The sequence below is a fragment of the Hylemonella sp. GW821-FHT12C09 genome (genome assembly GCF_058807395.1).
Map to the genome: position 1 here is coordinate 73,168 of NZ_JBXAQQ010000007.1, position 19,148 is coordinate 92,315.

General features: G+C 64.3%; 16 protein-coding genes. 14 read left to right on the forward strand and 2 right to left on the reverse strand.

Features of this window, described 5'->3' with window-relative positions; all coding sequences use genetic code 11:
• The first annotated feature begins 8 nt into the window (after nucleotides 1-8).
• The 6 genes from sucD (at nucleotide 9) to AC1RRP_RS12815 (ending at nucleotide 7,210) form a co-directional block, all read left to right on the forward strand.
• Complete coding sequence (gene sucD, locus AC1RRP_RS12790; RefSeq protein WP_493036700.1) at nucleotides 9-902, forward strand: succinate--CoA ligase subunit alpha; 894 nt, start codon at nucleotides 9-11, stop codon at nucleotides 900-902.
• On the forward strand, nucleotides 902-2,434 hold the full coding sequence (locus AC1RRP_RS12795) for an FAD-linked oxidase C-terminal domain-containing protein (protein WP_493036702.1): 1,533 nt from the start codon (nucleotides 902-904) through the stop codon (nucleotides 2,432-2,434). Before sucD ends, AC1RRP_RS12795 begins: the two co-directional genes overlap by 1 nt.
• Before the next feature lie 11 nt (nucleotides 2,435-2,445).
• Nucleotides 2,446-3,612, forward strand: coding sequence for a glycolate oxidase subunit GlcE (gene glcE, locus AC1RRP_RS12800; RefSeq protein WP_493036704.1), 1,167 nt, complete (start codon nucleotides 2,446-2,448; stop codon nucleotides 3,610-3,612).
• Between the two features lie 13 nt (nucleotides 3,613-3,625).
• Nucleotides 3,626-4,867, forward strand: a complete 1,242-nt coding sequence (gene glcF / locus AC1RRP_RS12805) for a glycolate oxidase subunit GlcF (protein WP_493036706.1) — start codon at nucleotides 3,626-3,628, stop codon at nucleotides 4,865-4,867.
• A 155-nt stretch (nucleotides 4,868-5,022) separates the two neighbouring features.
• Nucleotides 5,023-6,084 carry a LacI family DNA-binding transcriptional regulator gene (locus AC1RRP_RS12810; RefSeq protein WP_493036708.1) on the forward strand — a complete coding sequence of 354 codons (1,062 nt, stop codon included), beginning with the start codon at nucleotides 5,023-5,025 and terminating at the stop codon, nucleotides 6,082-6,084.
• Nucleotides 6,085-6,685: 601 nt separating this feature from the next.
• Nucleotides 6,686-7,210, forward strand: a complete 525-nt coding sequence (locus AC1RRP_RS12815; protein WP_493036710.1) for a gamma carbonic anhydrase family protein — start codon at nucleotides 6,686-6,688, stop codon at nucleotides 7,208-7,210.
• A gap of 8 nt (nucleotides 7,211-7,218) precedes the next feature.
• Here the strand turns inward: AC1RRP_RS12815 and AC1RRP_RS12820 are convergent, their stop codons facing one another.
• Both AC1RRP_RS12820 and AC1RRP_RS12825 read right to left on the reverse strand, forming a co-directional pair.
• On the reverse strand, nucleotides 7,219-7,410 hold the full coding sequence (locus tag AC1RRP_RS12820) for an IS66 family transposase (protein ID WP_493036712.1): 192 nt from the start codon (nucleotides 7,408-7,410) through the stop codon (nucleotides 7,219-7,221).
• A 179-nt stretch (nucleotides 7,411-7,589) separates the two neighbouring features.
• A complete protein-coding gene (locus tag AC1RRP_RS12825) occupies nucleotides 7,590-8,597 on the reverse strand; it encodes a LysR family transcriptional regulator (RefSeq protein ID WP_493036714.1) in 1,008 nt (335 codons plus the stop codon).
• A gap of 141 nt (nucleotides 8,598-8,738) precedes the next feature.
• On the opposite strand from AC1RRP_RS12825, the gene gcl reads away from it, so the two are divergent.
• The 8 genes from gcl to AC1RRP_RS12865 all read left to right on the forward strand — a co-directional run bounded on the left by gcl (nucleotide 8,739) and on the right by AC1RRP_RS12865 (nucleotide 19,145).
• Nucleotides 8,739-10,529 (forward strand): glyoxylate carboligase, encoded by a 1,791-nt coding sequence (gene gcl / locus AC1RRP_RS12830; RefSeq protein ID WP_493036716.1) that lies wholly within the window; start codon nucleotides 8,739-8,741, stop codon nucleotides 10,527-10,529.
• A gap of 85 nt (nucleotides 10,530-10,614) precedes the next feature.
• A complete protein-coding gene (gene hyi / locus AC1RRP_RS12835; protein ID WP_493036718.1) occupies nucleotides 10,615-11,394 on the forward strand; it encodes a hydroxypyruvate isomerase in 780 nt (259 codons plus the stop codon).
• A 30-nt stretch (nucleotides 11,395-11,424) separates the two neighbouring features.
• Nucleotides 11,425-12,333 carry a 2-hydroxy-3-oxopropionate reductase gene (gene glxR / locus AC1RRP_RS12840; RefSeq protein ID WP_493036720.1) on the forward strand — a complete coding sequence of 303 codons (909 nt, stop codon included), beginning with the start codon at nucleotides 11,425-11,427 and terminating at the stop codon, nucleotides 12,331-12,333.
• Nucleotides 12,330-13,652, forward strand: a complete 1,323-nt coding sequence (locus AC1RRP_RS12845) for a glycerate kinase type-2 family protein (RefSeq protein ID WP_493036722.1) — start codon at nucleotides 12,330-12,332, stop codon at nucleotides 13,650-13,652. The genes glxR and AC1RRP_RS12845 overlap by 4 nt, the downstream gene beginning before the upstream one ends.
• A gap of 26 nt (nucleotides 13,653-13,678) precedes the next feature.
• The gene (gene pyk / locus AC1RRP_RS12850) at nucleotides 13,679-15,100 is read left to right on the forward strand and encodes a pyruvate kinase (RefSeq protein ID WP_493037086.1); all 1,422 of its coding nucleotides are present in this window, start codon (nucleotides 13,679-13,681) and stop codon (nucleotides 15,098-15,100) included.
• Nucleotides 15,101-15,504: 404 nt separating this feature from the next.
• Nucleotides 15,505-16,389, forward strand: a complete 885-nt coding sequence (locus AC1RRP_RS12855) for a LysR family transcriptional regulator (RefSeq protein ID WP_493036724.1) — start codon at nucleotides 15,505-15,507, stop codon at nucleotides 16,387-16,389.
• A 279-nt stretch (nucleotides 16,390-16,668) separates the two neighbouring features.
• The gene (locus tag AC1RRP_RS12860) at nucleotides 16,669-18,672 is read left to right on the forward strand and encodes a conjugal transfer protein TraG (protein ID WP_493037088.1); all 2,004 of its coding nucleotides are present in this window, start codon (nucleotides 16,669-16,671) and stop codon (nucleotides 18,670-18,672) included.
• Nucleotides 18,669-19,145, forward strand: coding sequence for a CopG family transcriptional regulator (locus AC1RRP_RS12865; RefSeq protein WP_493036726.1), 477 nt, complete (start codon nucleotides 18,669-18,671; stop codon nucleotides 19,143-19,145). Before AC1RRP_RS12860 ends, AC1RRP_RS12865 begins: the two co-directional genes overlap by 4 nt.
• The last annotated feature ends 3 nt before the right edge of the window (nucleotides 19,146-19,148 follow it).

A 19,148-nucleotide genomic window follows, 5' to 3' on the forward strand; every position in this document is an offset into this window, starting at 1 on the left:
ATACAGTCATGTCGATCTATATCAACAAAGACACCAAAGTCATCACGCAAGGCATCACCGGCAAGACCGGTCAGTTCCACACGGAAAAGTGCCAGGAATACGCCAACGGCAAGAACTGCTTCGTCGCGGGCGTGAACCCGAAGAAGGCCGGCGAGTCGATCTTCAACATCCCGATCTTCGGTTCGGTGAAGGAAGCCGCGTCGCAGACCGGCGCCACCGTGTCGGTGATCTACGTGCCGCCGGCCGGCGCTGCCGCTGCCATCTGGGAAGCCGTCGAGGCCGACCTCGACATGGCGATCTGCATCACCGAAGGCATCCCGGTGCGCGACATGCTCGAAGTGCGCAACAAGATGAAGGCCAAGGTCGCAGCAGGCGGCAAAGAGACGCTGCTGCTGGGCCCGAACTGCCCCGGCCTGATCACGCCCGACGAGATCAAGATCGGCATCATGCCCGGCCACATCCACCGCAAGGGCCGCATCGGCGTGGTCAGCCGCTCCGGCACGCTGACCTACGAAGCCGTGGCGCAGCTCACCGAGATCGGCCTCGGCCAGTCCAGCGCCGTGGGCATCGGCGGCGATCCGATCAACGGCCTGAAGCACATCGATGTGATGAAGGCTTTCAACGACGACCCGGAAACCGATGCCGTCATCATGATCGGCGAGATCGGCGGCCCCGACGAAGCCGACGCGGCGCGCTGGTGCAAGGACAACATGAAGAAGCCGATCGTCGGCTTCATCGCCGGTGTGACGGCGCCCCCCGGCAAGCGCATGGGCCATGCAGGCGCGCTGATCTCCGGCGGCGCCGACACCGCGGATGCCAAGCTCGCCATCATGGAAGAGTGCGGCTTCACGGTCACGCGCAACTTCTCGGAACTGGGCAAGCTGATCAAGGTTCAAATCTGATGGCTAGCTCCGTGGCTCGGAACGTTAGACCTTGGGCTGCCGGTGCTCTCTTCGCAGAAGAGCCAGCCCGTCCCGAGGATCAATTACAAACAATTCGATCGCTGCAGGCGGACCTGCCCTCGCATGCGCTGCTCTGGCAGGACGAGGACACCACGCCCTACGAATGCGATGGCCTCACTGCCTACCGGGCGCGGCCGCTCGCGGTCGCGCTCCCTGAGACAGAGGCGCAGGTGCAGGCCGTGCTGCGCACCTGCCATCGCCTCGGCGTGCCCGTGGTGGCGCGTGGCGCCGGTACCGGTCTGTCGGGCGGCGCGACGCCCAACGCGCAGGGCGTGACGCTCTCGCTCGCCAAGTTCAACCGGATCGTCGATATCGACCCGGTCGCGCGCACCGCCACCGTGCAATGCGGCGTGCGCAACCTCGCGATCAGCGAGGCCGCCGCGCCGTTCGGTCTCTACTACGCGCCCGATCCGTCAAGCCAGATCGCATGCACCATCGGCGGCAATGTGGCCGAGAACTCGGGCGGGGTGCACTGCCTTAAGTACGGGCTCACGCTGCACAACGTTCTGCGCGTGCGCGGCTTCATGGCCGACGGCGAGCCGGTCGAGTTCGGCGGCGCGGCGCTCGATGCGGCCGGCCTGGACCTGCTGGCGCTGGTGGTCGGCAGCGAAGGCATGCTGGCCGTCACCACCGAGGTGCTGGTCAAGCTGGTGCCCAAGCCGCAGTTGGCGCGCTGCATCATGGCCAGCTTCGACGACGTGCGCAAAGCCGGCGACGCGGTGGCAGCGGTGATCGCGGCCGGCATCATCCCGGCGGGGCTCGAGATGATGGACAAGCCGATGACCGCCGCCGTCGAGGACTTCGTGCGCGCCGGCTACGACCTGTCGGCCGCCGCGATCCTGCTCTGCGAATCCGACGGTACGCCAGAGGAGGTGGAGGAAGAAATCGGCCGCATGAGCGCGGTGCTGCGCGGCTGCGGCGCCACCGCCATCGCGGTGAGCGAGAACGAGGAAGAACGCCTGAAGTTCTGGAGCGGCCGCAAGAACGCATTCCCGGCGTCGGGCCGCATCAGCCCCGACTACATGTGCCTGGACTCGACCATCCCGCGCAAGCGCCTGGCCGACATCCTGCTGGCCATCCAGGAGATGGAGAAGAAGTACGGCCTTCGCTGCTGCAACGTCTTCCACGCGGGCGACGGTAACCTGCATCCGCTCGTGCTGTTCGATGCGAACGATCCCGACGAACTGCACCGCTGCGAGCTGTTCGGCGCCGACATCCTCGAGACCAGCGTCGCGATGGGCGGCACGGTGTCGGGCGAGCACGGCGTCGGCGTCGAGAAGCTCAACAGCATGTGCGTGCAGTTCACCGCGGCCGAGAACGAGGCGATGTTCGGCGTGAAGCGCGCCTTCGACCCTCGCGGCCTGCTGAACCCCGGCAAGGTAATCCCCACGTTGCAGCGCTGCGCCGAATACGGCAAGCAGGTGTTCCGCGCCGGTCGCCCCGCGCCGTTCGCCGACCTGCCGCGCTTCTGAGAGGCCGCGCGATGGACACATCTCTGCAAACTCTGGCCGAGCGCGTCCGCGCGGCGGCCACCGACGGCACCACGCTGCGCATCCGCGGCGGCGGCACCAAGGACTTCTACGGCGAGGCGCCCGTGGGCGAGGTGCTCGACACGCGGCCGCTGGCTGGCATCACGAGCTACGAACCGAGCGAGCTGGTCGTCACCGTGCGCGCCGGCACGCCGCTCGACGAACTCGAGGCCGCGCTGGCCGAGTCGGACCAGTGCCTCGCGTTCGAGCCGCCGCGCTTCGCGTCCGGCGGCACGGTCGGCGGCATGCTGTCAGCCGGGCTCGGCGGCCCGTCGCGCGCGAGCGTCGGCGCGGTGCGCGACCACGTGCTCGGCATCGAGCTGCTCGACGGCCGCGCCGAACTGCTGCGCTTCGGCGGCACGGTGATGAAGAACGTCGCGGGCTACGACGTCTCGCGCGTGCTGGCCGGCGCGCTCGGCACGCTCGGCGTGGTTACCGAGGTGAGCCTCAAGGTGCTGCCGGTGGCGCCGGCCGAGGCCACGCTCGAGTTCGAATGCACCCAGGCCGACGCGTTGCGCCTGCTCAACGCCTGGGGCGGCCAGCCGCTTCCGCTGAACGCGAGCCTGTGGCGCGAACGCGCGGGCGTGGGCTACCTGTCGCTGCGGCTGCGCGGCGCGGTCGCGGCGGTCGAGGCGGCCTGCCGTCACCTCGGCAGCGAGCGGCAGGCGCCCGAGCGCACCGCAGCCGCCTGGCAGTCGGTGCGTGACCAGCAGCACCCGTGGTTTGCCGAGGCGCGCGATGCGGGGCAGGCGCTCTGGCGCGTGTCGGTGCCGCAGACCGCACCGGTGCTCGCGCTCGACGGCGAGGCCCCGTGGATCGAATGGCACGGCGGCCAGCGTTGGTACCGGCGCGCGGCGGGGCAGAGCGACGCGGCGATCCGCGCCGCGGCGAAGGCCCAAGGAGGCCATGCGACGCTGTTCCACACGCCGGCCGGCGGCGGCGCGCACACGGTGCCGCGCTTCGAGCCGCTCGCGCCGGTGCTGGCGCGCGTGCAGCACGCGCTGCAGCTGCAGTTCGATCCGCACTGCATCTTCGACCGCCGCCGACTCGGCGCGGTGCCCGCCGCGGAGGCCGCAGGGCACCCCCCCCACGCCGCGACCGCCGTGTCGTCGCACCACTGAGAACGCAGCCGTCATGCAAACCGAACTCGCTCCCGAATTCCGCGACAGTGCCGACGGCCGCGAAGCCGAAGCCATCCTGCGCAAGTGCGTGCACTGCGGCTTCTGCACCGCGACCTGCCCGACCTATCAGCTGCTTGGCGACGAGCTCGACGGCCCGCGCGGTCGCATCTACCTGATCAAGCAGGTGCTGGAAGGCCAGGCGCCGACCCGCAAAACCCAGTTGCACCTCGACCGCTGCCTCACCTGCCGTAGCTGCGAGAGTACCTGTCCGAGCGGCGTGCAGTATGGGCACCTGGTCGACATCGGCCGCAAGATCGTCGACCAGAAGGTGCCGCGCCCGGCGCTCGAATCGGCCACGCGCTGGCTGCTGAAGGAAGCCCTGCCGTCGCCGCTGTTCGGCCCCGCGATGAAGCTGGGCCAGTCGGTGCGCGGCCTGCTGCCCGAGGTCCTAAAGGCCAAGGTGCCCGCGAAGCAGGACGCTGGCTGCTGGCCCACGCGCACACATGCCCGCAAGGTGCTTATGCTGGCCGGTTGCGTGCAGCCGTCGATGATGCCCAACATCAACAGCGCGACAGCGCGCGTGCTCGACGCGGCCGGCATCGAGACCCTGATCGCGCCAGAGGCGGGCTGCTGCGGCGCGGTCAGTTTCCACCTCAACGACCAGGACGGTGGCATGGCGCAGATGCGCGCCAACATCGACGCATGGTGGCCGCTGGTCGAGCGGAGCGAGGTGGAGGCGATCGTCATGAACGCTTCGGGCTGCGGCGTCACCGTGCGCGAATATGGCCACATCCTGCGCGACGACCCGACCCACGCGCTGAAGGCGAGGCGCATCAGCGAACTCACGCGCGACCTCAGCGAGCTGCTGCCCGACCTAGTGCCGACGCTGAAGTCTCGCGTGAAGGCCCCGGCCGGAGTGGTGGCCTACCACCCGCCCTGCACCCTGCAGCACGGCCAGAAGCTGCGCGGTGGGGTCGAAGTCAACCTGCGTGCGCTCGGCTTCGACGTGCAGGTGGCGAAGAGCGAGGCGCATCTATGCTGCGGCTCCGCCGGCACCTATTCGGTATTGCAACCCGAACTTGCGTACCCGTTGCGCGATCGCAAACTCGGCCACCTGCAGCTGCTGCAGCCCAGCGCCATCGCCTCGGCCAACATCGGTTGCATTGCGCACTTGCAGAGCGGCAGTATAGTGCCGGTGCGGCATTGGGTCGAACTGCTGGACGCCGCGCTCGTGGCAACCAACAGCGAAGAGTAGTCGTCGGCAACCGGGTTCCATGCTTATCACCACGCCGGCGGCGGTCCAGAAGGACGATGGTGTGGGTTAGCTCCCTACTCATCATCAGCCGTCTTGCCACCCAACGCACGGCCGTGTGTGGCAAAAGCCAACGCCATCTGTGGTGATAATGAGGAATGATAAACGTCAAGCAAGTGGCCGCGCTGGCGGGGGTGTCCACCACCACCGTCTCGCGGAGCTACTCCGATCCAGACCGAGTGCACCCGGATACGCTAAGACGGGTTAAGCAGGCGATTTCGCAGCTGGGCTATGTACCGTTTGCTTCCGCACGCGGGCTTCGTGTCGGCAGAACCCTTACTGTGGGGATTTTGGTACCGACATTGATGAACGAGCTTTATGCGAAAGCAGTGGACGTTCTTGAGGAACGACTCAACCATCAGGGCTTTAATGTCTTGCTCACTTGCCATCGGAACAATGCTGAAACTGAAATGAAGTGCGCGCGCGCGCTTCTTGGACGCCAGGTTGAAGCACTTGTGATGATTGGCGCGCAGCATCATCCGGAATTGATCCCGTTAATTCATCGCCAGAATATTCCCTATGTTTTGATGTGGGCGATCGACCCTACAGGATCGCACTCCGTTGTTGGATATGACAACCGACTGGCAATGCGCCATCTGACGGAGCATTTGATAGAGCTTGGACATCGGCATTTTGCCGTGCTTCCAGGCCCGCTCGGACTACAGGATATATTGCAGCAGCGTCTAGATGGTATCAAAGATGCTTTGGTCAGTGCAGGTATATCGCTTCACGGCGATCAAGTCCTCCCTACGGATTACACAACCAGTTCGATTCGTAATGCGACGAGAACGCTATTGCGGGGCAATGCCGCTCCTACTGCGCTAATGTGCAGCAATGACCTTGTAGCTGCGGCCGCAATCGCTGAATGCCATGCACTTAATATTTCGGTACCCAACAATGTTTCTGTTACCGGATTCGGTGACTGGCAATTGGCGGAGCTGATCACTCCGACCTTAACTACCGTGAAGTCGAATCCTGTATATATCGGAGAAACGACCGCAACTTTGTTGGCATCAAAAATCAGCGGAATGGCCGGAGCAAAGCTTGCACAATCGCAATTCGAAGCACAAATGGTGTTTCGTGACAGCACTGCAGCGGCCCCGATGAAGTCTATTCCCCAGCCTTCCAGTTCGGCTAATCCGGTGTCAAATGTGCGTTGAGGATGTCGGGCTCGCTCCTGGATGCTTGACCAGCTTCACCGGCTCACGCATTCGAACTCGTCCGTAAAGGTCCGTCTCGTCCTTGGCTATACCTGCCTCCTGAACACATCAGGTCATTCGATGTGTCCGGGAAACCGGAGGAATCCCAAGGTGCACTCTTGCGCAATCAAGCTTGATGTCTCGTAAGCCAAACGAATTTCTGGCGAACGACGCGACCGGTACGACTCATCCAGCCCATTACGCAAAACGAGACGGAACGCGGTTGAATTCGACCGCGGCATTGAAAACATATTTTGACGGGCTGTTGGGGGCTGTTGGTATTCCACTGAAGAATATTGGTAATGCGCTGGACAACACTTCCGAACAAGCGTCAATCTTGTACGATCGATTTGCATTTCAAACAGCAAGAGTTAAGCACGGCAGGGACGAAAGGCGCTAGCTGCGTTGATTCTGGAGAAGACGGCATGTTATGCGCCTCTGGCGTGCAAGCGCTCGTGCTCGTTGGGATCCAGCAAACAAGCAAGGTCGTCGAACGGCTAAATCAAACTGCTCAAGTACTTGAGATTCGCGACTGCAGCAGCACTAACCTTCAAGCATACATATGACTATTTACCGTATTGGCGGTTACGAGCCGAAAATTCCACGTTCAGCCTTCGTCGCAAACGAGGCGACGGTGATCGGCCAAGTCAAACTGGGCGAACGTGCGAGCGTTTGGTTCGGTGCCGTAGTGCGCGGCGACAACGAGCCGATCGAAGTCGGCGACGCGAGCAATGTTCAGGAGGGCGCTGTGCTGCACGCCGACCCCGGATTTCCGTTAACAATAGCCGCTAACGTCACAGTCGGCCATCAGGCGATGTTGCACGGTTGCACTATCGGGGAGGGAACGCTGATCGGCATTCAAGCGGTTATATTGAACGGGGCCATAATTGGGAAGAATAGCCTTGTCGGCGCCGGCGCTATCGTTACAGAGGGCAAAGTCTTTCCTGATCGTTCGCTCATCTTGGGTGCACCTGCCAAAGTGGTGCGTCAACTTCGTGATGAAGACGTTGCCAAGTTGCTTGCTAGCGCGGCAGACTACGCGAGCCGTGCAGCCTCGTATAAAGCTAATCTTGCAATTGTGGTTTGAAGGATTACTTAGACGCCCTGGCCCTTGACGTCCGATTGCCAGTGCAATTTTCCGCCCATTGCTAGTAAGCGCAGAGCGTGCTCGGCCGTGTTGTTGTGCGTCCCGATGCAGCTGTCGTTGACAAAACGCGTCAGCATGGCTGTGTTGCCGACCGAGCAACCGATTGCTAACGCCATCGGCAACTTCGCCGAAAGCTGCATGAGCGTCGAGGCAAGCTAGGCTCCGCAAGATTCCAGCAGAGCCGCCTCTGCGATCCAGCCGTCTTCAGAATGCAAATTGCAAGTCCCTTAGGAAGGCGTTTGAACGCATCGTTCGTCAAGGTTATGCAATGTGTTTTAGGAACGCGAACTTCGCACGGCGCGCGTAGGCTCAGGATTGACTACGTTGAACGCATTGAAACTATAGCACCCGTTAAAGCCGCTTCTTGCGTCTGTGTGCGATCGCCGCCACCTGGTGCGGCCGCGATTGAACGTAGGTCACGCACACCAGAGCGCCACCAGTTGTCCGTAAACGTCCCTTTGAGCCAGGCGACGAGTTCGTGCACTTTCGCTGGCACCATCCTTGGTGAGGGATACACCGCATGCACTTCCTGAATTGGTAGCCTCCAATCGTCCAGAATTGAGACAATCTCGCCGCTGAGCAGCGCATCACTAGCCACGTAGTGCGGCAAGACAGCTACGCCAAGTTCGTCACATGCGGCGCCAAGCAAAACCGACAAGTTGTTCGACCGCAAGCGTCCGGTCACTGGAATTGCCAACGTCTTCTTGTGATCGCCTGTAAAGTGCCAAATGGCATCTCCTTGCGCTGTGCTGTAGACAAGTGCATCGTGCGTGCCCAGTTGATCTGGCATGATCGGAATGCCTCTCTTCTGCAAGTACCCTGGAGCCGCCACAGCCAGCCACGGACTCACGCTTAGATATGTAGAGCCAAGCGATGAATCGGCTAGCCTGCCCATTCTGATCGCCACATCCACGCCTTGTTCTATCAAGTTTACATACCGATCATCAAAGCTGAGTTCGATCTGCACGCGAGGATGGGTCCGCATGAAGTTCAGCACCATCGGCGCCAACACGCGCCGGCCAAATGCGATTGATGCACTGATTCGCAAAACACCTTGAATCTGTGACTGCATCAGCATCGCCACGGAGCGCGCTTCCTCATCGTGGTGCACGATGATCTTGCACTTTTCGTAGTAAAGAGTTCCCACTTCGGTCGGCGTCACGCCCTGCGTAGAGCGATGCAGCAGCCGTGCGCCGAGTTCCTTCTCCATGCGTGCCACCTGCTTCGTTGCAGCAGGCTGACCAATGCCCAATTCCGAGGCTGCCCGACTAAATGAGCCCAGGTCCACGACCCGCGTGAACAGGCGAAGCGCTTGTATTCGGTCCATGCAGGATTAGATGCTCGACTTATTCGAGTTGGGTATTCTATGGTGGAATAAACGTCATTCAATCAATATGCCTTCCATGTGATCGATGAAGCAGGGACTATTGATCTCGGCTTACAGACCTTGACTCGGCAGGAGAATCACATGGCAAAGATGAAGGCGGCTTTGGCCGCAGTGTTGGTGTTGGAAAAGGAAGGTATCTCGCAGGCGTTCGGTGTACCCGGCGCCGCGATCAACCCCTTCTATGCAGCGTTGCGTGAGCGGCAGTCGATCGCCCACGTCTTGGCGCGGCACGTCGAAGGGGCCTCACACATGGCCGAGGGCTACACACGCGCCAAGGCCGGCAACATCGGCGTGTGCATCGGCACCAGCGGTCCCGCTGGCACGGACATGATCACAGGTCTGTACTCCGCCGGCGCCGACAGCATCCCGATTCTGTGCATCACGGGCCAGGCGCCCCGCGCTCGCCTGTACAAGGAAGACTTCCAGGCTGTCGACATCGAGTCCATTGCCAAGCCGGTGACCAAGTGGGCAGTGACGGTTCGCGAACCTGCGCTCGTCCCGCGCGCCTTCCAGCAGGCTTTTCACCTGATGCGATCCGGACGACCCGGCCCGGTGCTGATCGATCTGCCCTTTGATGTGCAGATGGCCGAGATCGAGTTCGACATCGATACCTACGAGCCGCTGCCCGTGTACAAACCCGCAGCGACGCGCAAACAGATCGAGAAGGCGCTCGACATGCTCGTGGAATCGTCCAAGCCGTTGATCGTGGCAGGCGGTGGCATCATCAACGCCGATGCCTCTGAGTTGCTGGTCGAGCTCGCCGAACTGACCGGCGTGCCGGTCATCCCGACGCTGATGGGCTGGGGCACGATCCCTGACGATCACCCGCTGATGGCAGGCATGTGCGGTCTGCAGACCAGCCACCGCTACGGCAACGTCACGCTGCTGGCCAGCGACTTCGTGCTGGGCATCGGCAACCGGTGGGCCAATCGGCACACGGGTTCCGTGGAGACCTACACGAAGGGCCGCAAGTTCGTCCACGTCGACATCGAGCCGACGCAGATCGGACGCATCTTCAACCCCGATCTGGGCATCGTGTCCGATGCCAAGGCGGCGCTGGAGCTGTTCGTCCAGGTCGCCCGCGAGCGCAAGACGGCCGGCCAGCTGAAGGACTACGGCGAATGGGCCGGCCGCTGCGCAGAGCGCAAGAAGCTGATGCGGCGCAAGACCGACTTCGACAACGTGCCGGTCAAGCCGCAGCGCGTGTACGCCGAGATGAATGCGGCCTTCGGGCGCGATGCGATCTACGTGTCCACCATCGGCCTGTCCCAGATCGCGGGCGCGCAGTTCTTGAATGTCTACGGCCCACGCCAATGGATCAACTGCGGCCAGGCCGGGCCGCTGGGCTGGACCATCCCGGCGGCGCTCGGCGTGGTCGCGGCCGATCCGCAAAAGACGGTCGTGGGCCTGTCCGGCGACTACGACTTCCAGTTCATGGTCGAAGAGCTGGCCGTGGGCGCGCAGTTCAACCTGCCCTATGTGCAGGTGCTGGTCAACAACAGCTATCTGGGTCTCATCCGGCAGGCGCAGCGCGGCTTCGAGATGGACTACTGCGTGCAGCTGGCCTTCGAGAACCAGAACGTCACCGATCCCGAGCTGCAAGGCTACGGCGTCGACCACGTACAGGTCATCCTTGGGCTGGGCTGCAAGGCGATCCGGGTGACAGATCCCGCCAAGTTGCAGGACGCACTGCGCGAGGCGCAGGTGCTCGCACGCAAGCACCGGGTGCCGGTCGTCGTGGAAGTGATCCTCGAGCGCGTCACCAACATCGCGATGGGCACCGAGATCGACAACATCGTCGAATTCGAGGAGATCGACTGCCGCCATCCCGAGGGCGTCAAGGGCCTCGCGGAAGCCGGCCTGCTCGAGTAGGCCGGCCATTCGACGCCAGTTCCGGCGGGGCCCTTGCGGCCGCAGCGGGACTTCGCCTTGATTCATACAACCACGGAGTATCACCATGCCTCGTTTCGCGGCGAACCTCACCATGCTCTTCACGGAGGTTCCTTTCCTCGATCGCTTTGAGCTCGCAGCCAAGGCCGGCTTCAAGGCTGTCGAGTTCCTCTTCCCCTACGCCTGGCCGGCCCAGGAGATCCGCAGCCGGCTCGATGCCAACGGCCTCACGCTGGTCCTGCACAACCTGCCCGCGGGCGATTGGGAGGCGGGCGAGCGCGGCATCGCCTGCCTGCCAGACCGGATCGACGAGTTCCGCACCGGTGTCGCACGCGCCATCGCGTACGCAGGCGCGCTCGGTGTGACGCAGCTCAACTGCCTGGCCGGCAAGGCTCCGACCAGCGTGCCGGAAGGCGTGCTGCGCCAGACCTTCGTCGACAACCTGCGCTTTGCCGCGCGAGAACTCAAGAAGGCCGGACTGAACCTGTTGATCGAGCCCGTCAACACCCTCGACATCCCGGCCTTCTATCTGCACCACACCGTGCAGGCAGCCAGCATCCTCGTCGAGGTCGGCGAGGACAACGCATTCCTGCAGTACGACATCTATCACGCGCAGCGCATGGAGGGCGAGCTGGCTGCAACGCTGCAGAAGTACTTCCCACTGATCCGACACGTGCAGCTCGCCGACAACCCGGGCCGCAACGAGCCCGGCACCGGCGAGATCAACTACCCCTTTCTCTTCGCCCTACTGGACCGCCTCGGCTACGCGGGCTGGATCGGCTGCGAGTACAAGCCGGCCGCGACGACCGAAGCCGGCCTGGGCTGGCGCCAGCAATTCGCGCAGTAAGCAACCTCATTCGATACCAAGGAGATATTCGTGACTTCCACTTTCCCCACGCTCAAGATCGGCTTCGTCGGCCTCGGCATCATGGGCGCGCCCATGGCCGGCCATCTCATCAAGGCGGGCCACCAGCTGTTCGTCTACACCCTGGGCAAGATGCCCCAGGAGATCGCCGACTCCGGCGCAACGCAGTGCCTGAACGGGCGCGGCGTCGCCGAGCGCGCCGACATCATTTTCACGATGGTGCCGGACACGCCCGACGTCGAAGCGGCCCTGTTCTCGGAGAACGGCATCGCCGCCGGCCTCGGCAAGGGCAAGACCGTGGTCGACATGAGCTCGATCTCGCCGATCGCGACCAAGACCTTCGCCGAGAAGATCAATGCGAAGGGTTGCGACTACCTCGATGCCCCGGTCTCCGGCGGCGAGGTCGGCGCCAGGAACGCGACGCTGTCCATCATGGTCGGCGGCGACGAGGCCGTGTTCGGGCGCATCAAGCCACTGTTCGAGTTGATGGGAAAGAACATCACGCTCGTGGGCGGCAACGGCGACGGGCAGACCGCCAAGGTGGCCAACCAGATCATCGTCGCGCTGAACATCCAGGCGGTGGGCGAGGCGCTGCTGTTCGCCGCACGCGCCGGCGCCGACCCGGCCCGCGTGCGCCAGGCGCTGATGGGCGGGTTCGCCTCCAGCAAGGTCCTCGAGGTGCATGGCGAGCGCATGATCAAGCGCACCTTCGAACCCGGCTTCCGCATCGAGCTCCACCAGAAGGACCTGAACCTGGCCCTGGCAAGTGCCCGCGCGCTGGGCGTGTCGCTGCCCAACACGGCCATGGCGCAGGAGCTCTTCAACGCCTGCGCCGCGCATGGCGGCAAGGGCTGGGACCATTCGGCGCTGGTGCGCGCGCTCGAGAAGCTCGCGAACATCGAGATCGGCCAGAAGGCATGACGACATCCGCGCCGGCGGCATTGCTGCGCCGCATGTTCGACGCGGCCGTCGCATCTGCCCAGCCGGCGCTGTACGTGCCGCCCCACCTTCCGCAGCCGCAAGAGCTGCAGGGCGGCCGGCTGGTGATGATCGGTGCGGGCAAGGCATCGGCCGCCATGGCCCAGGCGGTCGAAGCCCATTGGAACGGTCCCCTGTCGGGCTTGGTGGTCACGCGCTACGGCTACGGTGCGCCCTGCTCCCGCATCGAGATTGTCGAGGCGGCCCATCCGGTGCCCGATGCCGCCGGGCTGCGCGCCGCGCAGCGCATGCTCGAGGTGGTGGACGGCCTGCGGCCCGAGGACATCGTGCTGTGCCTGATCTCGGGCGGTGGGTCGGCGCTGCTGCCCCTGCCCTTCGAAGGCCTGACGCTCGAGGACAAGCAGGCCGTGAACCGCGCGCTGCTCGCCAGCGGCGCGACGATCAGCGAGATGAACTGCGTGCGCCGCCATCTATCGGCGATCAAGGGTGGCCGGCTGGCCGCAGCCTGCCATCCTGCGCGCGTCATCACGCTGCTGCTGTCCGACGTGCCCGGCGACCGGCCTATGGACATCGCCTCGGGGCCCACAGCGGCCGATCCCACCACCTGTGCAGATGCACTCGCCATCGCGCGGCGCTACGGCATAGCCCTGCCGCCAGCCGCGCAGGCTGCGCTGGACAGTGGTCGCGCCGAATCGGTCAAGCCGGGCGACCCGCGCCTCGCGCGCAACGAGATCCGGATGGTGGCCACGCCACAGCTGGCGTTGGAAGCCGCCGCCTCAGTGGCCCGGGAGGCCGGTGTTGGCGCATTCATCCTGGGCGACGCCCTGGAGGGTGAAGCGCGCGACGTGGGCAAGGTGCTCGCCGGCATCGCGCTGCACACGGCCGCGCATGCGCAGCCCTTCAGCCCGCCCTGCGTGCTTCTGTCCGGCGGCGAGACGACGGTCACCCTGCGCGGCCAGGGCCGAGGCGGACGCAATGTGGAGTGCCTGTTGTCGATGGCCATTGCGCTCGACGGCCATCCGCGCATCCACGCCCTGATGGGCGACACCGACGGCGTCGATGGCTCCGAAGACATCGCCGGTGCGCAGATCGATCCGCACACGCTGTCGCGTGCTTGGGCGCTCGGTCGCAACCCTGCGGACTCGCTTGCCGACAACGACGGCCACGGTTTCTTCCAGGCCCTGAACGCGTCCGTGGTCACCGGACCCACACGTACCAACGTGAACGACTTCCGCGCCATCTTCATCGATGCCGGGGCAAGAAACCCGCAGCACCCAAGCGACGCAAACGCGCGGCGCTGATCCCTCAAGAGACCCTCACCATGCCCATACATCGCAACCGCCGCGCCAAGATCGTCGCCACGCTGGGCCCCGCCAGCAGCGACCGCGAGACCATCCGCAACCTGTTCCACGCAGGTGTGGACGTGTTCCGGCTCAACTTCAGCCACGGCCTCTCCGCGGACCATGCGGCGCGCATGGTGATCCTGCGCGAACTGGAGGCGGAGACCGGGCATCCGATCGGCGTGCTGGCCGACCTGCAAGGGCCCAAGTTGCGGGTCGGCACCTTTGCCGACGGCCCGATCCAATTGGTCGAGGGCCAGACTTTCCGGCTCGATCTCGACGCCCATCCAGGCAACGCCGAGCGGGTCAACTTGCCGCATCCCGAGATCTTCGCGGCGCTCGTGCCCGGCGCAGAACTGCTGCTTGACGATGGCCGCCTGCGCCTGAAGGTGGAACAGTGCGACCGGGAGAGCGCGGTCACCCGCGTGCTGGTGGGCGGCCGCCTGTCGGAGCGCAAGGGCGTCAACGTACCCGGCGTGCTGCTTCCGATCTCGGCGCTGACGCCCAAGGATCTGCGAGACCTGCAGACCGCACTCGATCTCGGCGTGGACTGGATCGCGTTGTCCTTTGTCCAGCGGCCCGAAGACGTCACCGAGGCACGAGCACTCATCGGCGATCGGGCGCGCATCGTCGTCAAGCTCGAGAAGCCGTCTGCGATCGACCGCCTAGACGAAATCATCGCGCAGACCGACGCCGTGATGGTGGCCCGGGGTGACCTCGGCGTGGAGATGCCGGCCGAACAGGTGCCCGCCATTCAGAAGCGCGTGGTGCGCGCTTGCCGCGCCGCCGGCAAGCCGGTGATCGTCGCCACCCAGATGCTGGAATCCATGATCGAAAGCCCGGTCCCGACGCGGGCCGAGGCCTCCGACGTCGCGACGGCGATTTACGACGGTTCGGACGCCGTCATGCTCTCCGCCGAATCGGCCGCCGGCAAGCACCCCGTCGCCGCGGTCGCGATGATGAACCGCATCATCGAAGGCACCGAAGCCGATCCGCTGTACCGGCAACTGATCGACGCCTCGCACACCCCTGCCGTGCCGGGGAAATCGGACGCTGCGCAGGCGGTGTGCTGCGCCATGCGGCACGCGGCTTCGCTGCTCAAGGCGGCCGCCATCGTCTGCTTCACCAGTTCCGGTCTCACCAGCCTGCGGGCGGCACGCGAGCGTCCTGAAGCACCGGTGCTCAGCCTCACCCCGAGCCTGGAGGCAGCGCGCCGGCTCACGCTGGTCTGGGGCGTGCACTCGGTGCACATCGCGGACGTGGCTGATGTCGCGCAGTCGACCAGCACCGCCTGCGCGGTGGCCCAGCGGGAGCACTTCGCGAGTCCCGGCCAGACGCTCGTGATCATCGCTGGCATGCCGTTCGGAAGGGCCGGCACCACCAACCTGTTGCGCATCGCCACCGTCTAGTTTTAGGAACCGAATCGAATGTGCGTTCTCGTGATCGAATGAAGCCATCATTGATTCCGGCCGCGCGTCGCGGCAATTGGCTGTGCTCGAAGGCAGAGACCTTGCGCCCTGTCTTGAAGCCCTTTGCAGCCGCATCGAGCGCCCGTCGAGATCCTCGGCAGTGGCGAGGGCCACCGACTCGTGTGCCGGCAGGATCCGTCAACAGTTGAAGTCGAGCGTCAACCGGCATGCAGTCAGAAATGAATCAACGGGGCACGAAGAGGCCGGCACTTGGAAAGGAACTACTGAAAGGAGGAAAGGACCATGATCCGCATTGCTGTCTCTGTCACGCCTCGTCACTTCGCTCGTCGTGCTTCTCGGGAGCGCTGCTCTGCCCCTCCTAGTAGCTGGCCGAGGAAGTGCCGATGATCGAGATACGACACCTTCGCTACTTCGTCGCTGTTGCAGAGGAACTCAATTTCCGTCGTGCTGCGGAACGCGTTCACATTGATCAAACCCCGCTCTCACGAACCATCCGTGATCTCGAAGACCGGCTTGGCTTGCAGTTGTTCGTTCGTGGACCTCGCAAGCTACATCTGACCCCTGCCGGTTTGCGCCTACTGAAAGAGACACGCAAGGTTTTCATCCGCATCGAACGCGCCTATCGCGCCGTGCGCGAGACAGACGCCCGTTTCCGCGCACCACTGCGCATAGGCATAGCGGATGGCATCGCACAGCCGAAGTTGTCCGAGTGCTTCATCCAATGGCGCAAGTCGACGCCGGAGGTTCCGCTGGAGTTGATGGAGATGCGCGCTTCCGAGCTTGCGAACGCACTGGAGCGTGAGGAGCTGGATGCCGGTTTTTCCTTCGGCCTGCCGGACAACGACGCCATTGCGCAACAGCCAGCGTGGAGCTACCCGGTCATGGCACTGCTTCCTACGGGGCACGAACTAGCGTCCCATACAGTGCTTCCCATTGCCGAACTGCTGGCCTTTCCGCTACTTTCTTGTCATGCCGAACGGCAGCCAGGTCTTCTTCAGCAGATGCGGGCCATCGTGCAGCGGCACACGACAACACCCACACTCGCGGGAGAAGCTAGTACGTTGACCGGCTACGTCACACGAGTCGCCGCAGGCCTGGCCGTCGGCCTCGCAGATGGGGGCCACATCGCGACGCTGTGCCGCAGCGACGTGTTGGCCGTGCCGCTGAGGGAGGATGAGCGCATCACAACGTTCGTGCTGCACAAGCATCAGCGCTTTGGCTTACCCGAAGCGTTACAACGTTTCGTTGCGAACGCGAAAACTTTGTAGTGATCGTTACAACTGTCGCAGCGGTGGTGCGCAATTTGGCGTCATCGGCTTTAGACATATCGCGAATAACTCGCGATGCTAATAGCCGCTGATGAGTTTGCCGGGCTGAAGCGCCTGCATTTCATCCAGTCCGAGGCGGCGATTTCCGTCGGCGTACTCCTCACCACGCTCCATCACGCCCCGATGGGTGTGCGGTTTGGCGACTCGATTCCAGACTCGGGCAAGCGGTGCGTTGTGGCACGCGCGCGCAGGAATCAAGACGCGAAGGAGTAGATGCCCATGCCGACCCGGGGTGCGACCGGCATTTTGTTCGGACAGATTGTTGTGGTACTGGGTGTCGCCCTAGGCGGCCTATGGACTGGCACGCAGTGGACGGCGTATGCGCTGGGCCACCAGGCCAGGCTGGGGCCACCGTGGTTCGACGTTTCGGGCCTGCCGGTGTATGAGCCGTGGAAGCTCTTCGAGTGGTGGTACTTTTTTGATGCCTACGCACCCAAGGTATTTGAGCGCGGCGGGGTCATCGCCGCGTCGAGTGGGATGCTCGCCACCGCCGCGGCCATCGGCATGGCGGTCTGGCGCTCCCGGTTGGCCAAGCAGGTCACAACTTACGGTTCCGCTCGATGGGCCGAGCGTGAGGAGATCACCGAAGCTGGCCTGACACGGCCTGCAGGCGTGTTCCTTGGCAAGACCGCGCACAAGGACGCCGACTACCTACGCCACGAAGGGCCGGAGCACGTGATGGCCTTTGCCCCAACGCGCTCCGGCAAGGGTGTGGGCCTGGTCGTGCCGACGTTGCTGTCTTGGCCAGGCTCGGCAGTGATTCACGACATCAAGGGCGAGAACTGGAACCTCACCGCGGGATGGCGCGCGCGGTCCTCGCATTGCCTCCTGTTCAATCCGACCGACGCGAAGTCGGCGGCGTACAACCCGCTGCTCGAGGTGCGGCGCGGCATGCACGAAGTCCGGGACGTGCAGAACATCGCTGACATCCTGGTCGATCCGGAAGGCGCGCTGGAGCGGCGCAACCACTGGGAGAAGACCAGCCATGCATTGCTGGTGGGGGCCATTCTGCACGTGCTCTACGCCGGCGCAGACAAGACGCTGCGCGGCGTGGCCAACTTCCTGTCCGATCCGGCATGCCCATTCGAGGTGACGCTGCACCGGATGATGACCACCGGGCATCTAGGTGAAGAGGTCCATCCCGTCGTCGCTTCAGCCGCGCGTGAGGTGCTGAACAAGAGCGACAACGAGCGCTCGGGTGTGCTGTCTACCGCAATGAGTTTTCTGGGCCTGTACCGCGACCCGACAGTGGCCGAAGTCACGTCGCGCTGCGACTGGCGCATCGCCGACCTGATCTCGGCCGCGCACCCGGTCTCGCTCTACCTGGTCGTTCCGCCCTCGGACATCAGCCGGACCAAGCCGCTGATCCGGCTGATCCTCAACCAGGTCGGCCGGCGATTGACGGAGTCGTTGGACGGCTCGGACGGCATTGCGCGCAAGCACAAGCTGCTGCTGATGCTGGACGAGTTCCCTGCGCTTGGGCGGCTGGATTTCTTCGAGTCGGCGCTGGCATTCATGGCCGGCTACGGCCTGCGTGCCTTCCTGATCGCCCAGTCGCTCAACCAGATCGACAAGGCCTACGGCCAAAACCATTCGATTCTGGACAACTGCCACGTGCGCATCGCGTTCGCGACGAACGATGAGCGCACGGCCAAGCGCATCTCCGAGGCGCTTGGCACGGCGACCGAGCTGCGCGCCCAGCGCAACTACGCCGGACACCGACTCGCGCCATGGCTCGGCCACCTCATGGTGTCGCGCCAGGAGACGGCCCGTCCGCTGCTCACGCCTGGCGAGGTGATGCAGTTGCCGCCGGACGACGCGGTGGTGATGGTCTCCGGCCATCCGCCGATCAAGGCGAAGAAGCTGCGGTACTACCAGGACCGGAACTTCACCACGCGCGTCCTGCCCGCGCCCGTGCTGGTTGCCGGCGCGTACGCGGACCGTCCCGCGACGCGCTCGGACGACTGGAGCGGATTGCCACCCCTGGCGGCACTGTCGACTTCCTCTGGCGGCGATGCGGGCGGCCTTGCCGACGAGGGTGGCCACCAGGTCAAACCGGAACTGGATCTCACCGCCGATGCGCCCTCGGTGCCTGACGGCGAGGGCCTGCTGGTGCTTGATGACGAAGCCGACGTCCCGCTGCGGCCGCAAGACGTGGACCGGCAATTGATGCGCGCCGCGCGTTTGGCCGCACTGGACCCTGATGACGGGATCGCGCTATGACCCGCGCCCGGCTGAACATCTTCATCGAGCCGGAGCACGCGAAGCGTCTGGACCAGATCGCGGCGCACAAGGGCGTGTCGAAGTCCGCCGTGATCGCTGCGGCGCTGGCCTCGTTCCTCTCACCTGACGGCGAGGACCAGCGCGAGGCCGCCATCGCCAAACGCCTGGACCGGCTTTCTCGGCAGTTCGACCGCCTGGAGCGCGACCAGAACGTGCTGATCGAGACGGTGGCGCTTTACATCCGCTATTTCCTGACGGTCTCGATCCCTGTGCCCGAGGGACAGCAGGAAGCCGCTCGCGCGCAGGGGCGCGCCCGCTACGTGCAGTTCATCGAACAGCTCGCGCGCCACATCCAGCGCGGGCGCAGCCTCGTGCGCGAAGTCCATGAGGACATTGGACCCGCTGAAGCTGACCCGCCGCAGGCGCATGCCCAGTCGGGGACCGGTGCCGACGCCATTGGAGGTTCCTCGTGAACC